Source organism: Bacillus sp. JJ1127 (assembly GCF_036965845.1).
Taxonomy (GTDB): Bacteria; Bacillota; Bacilli; order Bacillales; family Bacillaceae_G; genus Bacillus_A.
Genome location: NZ_JBALQK010000321.1, coordinates 1 through 4,532 on the forward strand (window position 1 = coordinate 1; position 4,532 = coordinate 4,532).

Here is a 4,532-nt window from a genome sequence, read left to right on the forward strand (position 1 = left end):
ATTTATAAAAATATTCATAGTTATTCCTTTATTTTTTTACCATTCTATAAATAAGAAGGGATGAAGTTTTTTGCAAAGAGAAATGAGTAAAACAGATCGTGGAGAATTCGAAGTATTTATTGGTGGAAAAGGTACAGAGCCTATTTGTATAGCACATTTATATCAAGAATTTTTATCGGGTAAAGAGCCGTATTCTGCAGCAATTGGAGAATATTATAAAGTAGTATTAGTAAATCTAAAAAATACGGGTTCCTCAACTAAAGTTAAATCAAAAAAAGACCTAAGCATGGAAGAAACTGTGAAAGATTTAGAAAGTATTCGAAAGAAACTTAAATATTCTAATTGGGCTTTTGCGGGACACTCAACAGGAGGTTTTTTAGGCTTAACTTATCTTTCTATGTATCCAGACAAACTTTCTGAAATTATTTTATGCGGTACAGCAGCATCAAATAGAATAAACCGATCTAAAAACAATTTATTCAATGTGGAAAACGGAAAATATAAAAAAGATATGATGAAAATCTTCTTTAAAATGTTACCTTTTATGAGCAAAAAAAGTAAAGAATCTGCAGCAAAAAAATTCTTCGATTTATGTCTTCATTCTAAAGAAAAAGTTGATGAATATTACAAAGAAATGCAATTTGTCGCCATTAATAAATCAAGAATGGCAGCTTATTCATCTGAATTACGTCATTATGATGTCAGTGAAACCATAAAAAATATCACTGTCCCATCTTTAATATTATGCGGAAAGTATGATGTTCAATGTCCAATCGAATTTTCCGAAGAACTACATAACCTGTTGCCTAATTCAATCCTTCTAACATTTGAAAATAGTAACCACTTCCCTTTTATTGAAGAACGTGAAAAATTTTTAGATGCGCTACATACTTTTACAAATCGGCCAAATTCAAGCGCTTCCACCCTATAAAAAACACGACTGAGTTTCCCACACAGTTGTGTTTCTTTATTACTTTTAATCTTTATGAAGGTTCTCATTCTAGTTTTAAGATCTAGTTGTCTATTTTCTAATCGTTCAACTGCTTCGCGACGTTTAGAATCATCTATGTTTGTATACAGTGAGGTTTATAGTTCAAATTGTGGCTGATTTATGGTTCAAGTCACAATTTTAAAAAACAATATGGAATAGCGAGCAGTTAAAACGCTATAAGTAAATTTAGACCTGTCTGTGACACATGAGTCTAAATACTTAAAGCAAAGTTAAGGAGGAATGTTATGGCTAATATTTCAGGATTGGAAAAGTATAATGAAGAAAACGATTATTATGATGCGAAAAAATTAAAAGATAGACTACAAGTACTTCTTGATCAGGACATTTGTTCCATTTCTGAATTAAAGAAGTGGCTAGTTGAGGAACGACGTTTAAGTGCTGAAGTGGAAGAAGTAATAACGAGTCGTTTAATCGATTTTTATAGAGATACGAAAAGCATACATAAACGCGACTTATATTTATATTATCAAACTAATATTCAGCCACTTCTTACAAAATATACTGCTGAGTTTGACAAAAAATTTAGCAATTGTCCGTTCGCCAAATTATTGGAAGATGAAAAATATGGTTATATGTGCAAAGTAAGGTTAGAAAAAAATAAGATGTTTCATGAAGACAATGTTTTGCTTACTGTGAAGGAGCAGGAGTTAATAACGAAATATAAAGAAATTATGGCTAGTATAACGATTGATTGGGATGGGGAAACAAAATCTTATCCGTACATAAAAGCAAAGTTAGATAGTCCAAATAGGGAGATTCGTGAACGCGCATGGCGTGCTTTATCTGAGTCGCATACGCATGTAAAGCACGCTGTAGATAGTATTATGAATGAACTAGTACAATTACGTCATCAAATGGCATTGAATGCGGGATTTAGTAATTACCGTGATTATATATTTAAACTAAAAAATAGAGAATACAGCATTCAAGATTGTTATACATTTCATGAGTCTGTTGAAAAACATGTCATCCCGGTATGGAAACATGTAGCGAAACTCTTTAAAACAGAACTTGATATAGAAAAGTATCGTCCGTGGGATATCAGCCCCTGTACATTACAAACATCTCCGTTCAACACTTTTGTTGATTTGCTGGATGGAGTCGAAAACATGCTAGGTAAGACCGATTCATATTTTGAGGAGAGATTTCAACATATTCGTGGGCAAGAGCTGATAGATGTAGAGGAGCGAAAGAATAAGGCCTCAGGAGGTGCTTGTTTTACCTTACCGAAAACAAAAAATGTATTCATTTATGCCAACTTTAGCCCATCGTTTCATGCGATTAATGCTCTTATACATGAAGTTGGTCATGCCATCCATTTCTACAAACAGTTTGCGAATGAGAGTGGTATGCAAGAACGATATCTTCGTGAAGAGGTAGCTGAGTTGTACTCCCATAGTCTAGAACTCTTTTTAATAGATAAGCTTGATATATTTTATCCTGAAGATAATGAATGTAAGAAAGCACAAAGGGAACAAATGCATCGTGCATTTTCTCTGTTAATTTCTCCGCTTTCAGGTGACCTATTTCAACATTGGCTCTATACGAATCCAAACCATTCACCGGAAGAACGGGATGCAAAATATCTTGAAATCAGCAAAAGATTTCGGTATTCATCAGTTGATATTGCAGGTTTTGAAGCAGAAATTGGAGCAAGTTGGATTGAGTCTTTTCATTATTTTCAGTATCCTTTTTATAAAATAGAGTATGCAATATCACAACTAGGGGCGTTACAACTGTTTCAAATCTATCGTGAGGATCCAGCGAAAGCAATCGCTTTATTTAAACAAGGGGCAAGTGTGGATTGGAATGAATCGATTGCGGATATTTACCAGAGTACAGGTGTTCATTTTGATTTCTCTGAACAAACTATAAAAAATATCTCTGAATTCGTCATACATGTAATGGAAGAATTAAGTTAAAAGCTAGAGGGACTTTTCAAAATCAGTATTGATTTTGACCTTCTAAATCTATCAAAAACATAATCTCTAATTTTTGTTGGAAGAAGGGATTATGTTTCTGATAGAAGTCTATTGATTCTCAAAGTATCGCTTGTTTTTTATATGAGCAAAGCGTTTATCAATTTACTGGAGAAAGGTGAAGTATTCATTATATTGGGGTGATATGTGTAGTGAAAGGTTTGTTAGAACGAATAAATCGTGATATAAGTGCAGAAAAATTAAATGAAATATGGCCTGATTTTAAACAAGTTGCATTTGCACTTTCCAATAAACAACATGTGTATGTATTTCATCATCCTATGTTTTCGACAGCAGAGAAGAATGAATTTATAAAATTAGATTGGAATGAACAGTTTGTAGGAGATACTTTCATATTATATGAAGACTATCCAACCGCGATCGTAAATTTAGAAAGATATAGTGATTATGAAAGTATATATTCTCTTTTGGTACATGAACTTTTTCACGGATATCAGTTTTTACTGGGTGAAGGCAGGTTTCCTAATGAATTTAGGGGATTTCAATATCCAATGGTAGAGGAAAACATTGAATTAAGAACTAGGGAGAGACGTTGCCTATATAACGCTATTCACAGTGATAATGATCTTGATAAGAGACGAAATATACATCAATTCATTCATTTTCGAGAAAAAAGAAACGGTATGATGAATTGTGAATTCATGCAGTATGAATATATGGTTGAAAGTGTAGAAGGGCCAGCTTGGTATGTTGAAATGAAAGCCTATTCCAAGGTAGGTACAAGCTCCTATCAAAATACTTTGCAAAAATATAGTAGCTTAATTCTTGATACATATGATGCTGTCTCCAACATAAGAAAAAGCTGTTATAGTTCAGGAATGATTTTATGTTTATTATTAGATGAAATATATCCTGACTGGAAAACACGTTTTTTTAGAAACAAAGCAATCGTTATATGATTTTTTTAAACAAAGTATAGAAATTGAGATAGACCAAATACAAATGGATGAAATAAAAATAGAGGCAGAAACGAAAGAGATTATAAAATTGGTCAAAAAGCAGAGAGAAATAGAATTCAGAGCGTTTCATCATCAAGAAGGTTATCACCTTTTCATAAGGGGAAATATGCAAGTCGATATGTTAAATCCGATGAATCTTATTTTGGATGGAAATAAATTATTACATAGAGATTTTTTAGGTCTACGCATTCATAATAAGCAATACATGATTCAACAGCCGATCATATCTTACTTTAAAGAAAGGATTCAAGATATTGAACAGGTGCACTTCGTGATAAGTGAAAAACCGATTAAAAGTGAAGAAGGATGGAGCGTTTTAGGAGTAGGAAACATAAAAGGTGAATATGAAGAAAAGGGGAATTCCATATTTTTAAACATCAAATAAAGATGCTATGATCTTATTATTCAAGGATATACAAGGATGTTTAGTGGATGAGAATATAAATTACAGATGAATAGAAATTTTGTGATCACGTTTGAAGCGAGGTAGAAGGTAACAATGAAAAGATTATGCATTATTCCATGTGGGAAAAAGAAGATTTGGGATAAGTACCCTGATAA

General features: G+C 32.5%; 2 protein-coding genes and 3 pseudogenes. 4 read left to right on the plus strand and 1 reads right to left on the minus strand.

The window, feature by feature from the left end; genetic code table 11:
• Window positions 1-70 precede the first annotated feature (70 nt).
• Entirely contained in the window at window positions 71-931 is an 861-nt protein-coding gene (locus tag V7183_RS23635) for an alpha/beta fold hydrolase (protein ID WP_335361028.1), read from the plus strand.
• Between the two features lie 80 nt (window positions 932-1,011).
• On the opposite strand, the pseudogene V7183_RS26065 reads toward V7183_RS23635, so the two are convergent.
• Window positions 1,012-1,086, minus strand: a pseudogene (locus V7183_RS26065) (integrase); the annotation flags it as partial.
• Window positions 1,087-1,236: 150 nt separating this feature from the next.
• On the opposite strand from V7183_RS26065, the gene V7183_RS23640 reads away from it, so the two are divergent.
• The 3 genes and pseudogenes from V7183_RS23640 to V7183_RS26070 all read left to right on the plus strand — a co-directional run.
• Window positions 1,237-2,934: a M3 family oligoendopeptidase gene (locus V7183_RS23640; RefSeq protein ID WP_335361029.1), complete on the plus strand. Its 1,698-nt coding sequence runs from the start codon at window positions 1,237-1,239 to the stop codon at window positions 2,932-2,934.
• 209 nt (window positions 2,935-3,143) lie between these two features.
• Window positions 3,144-4,356 (plus strand): annotated as a pseudogene (locus V7183_RS23645) (peptide ABC transporter permease).
• A gap of 114 nt (window positions 4,357-4,470) precedes the next feature.
• A pseudogene (locus tag V7183_RS26070) lies at window positions 4,471-4,532 on the plus strand (DUF6884 domain-containing protein); the annotation flags it as partial.

Excerpts from the sequence above, each read along its gene's own strand:
- V7183_RS23640 (WP_335361029.1), top strand. The coding sequence starts at position 1,237 with ATGGCTAATATTTCAGGATTGGAAAAGTATAATGAAGAAAACGATTAT.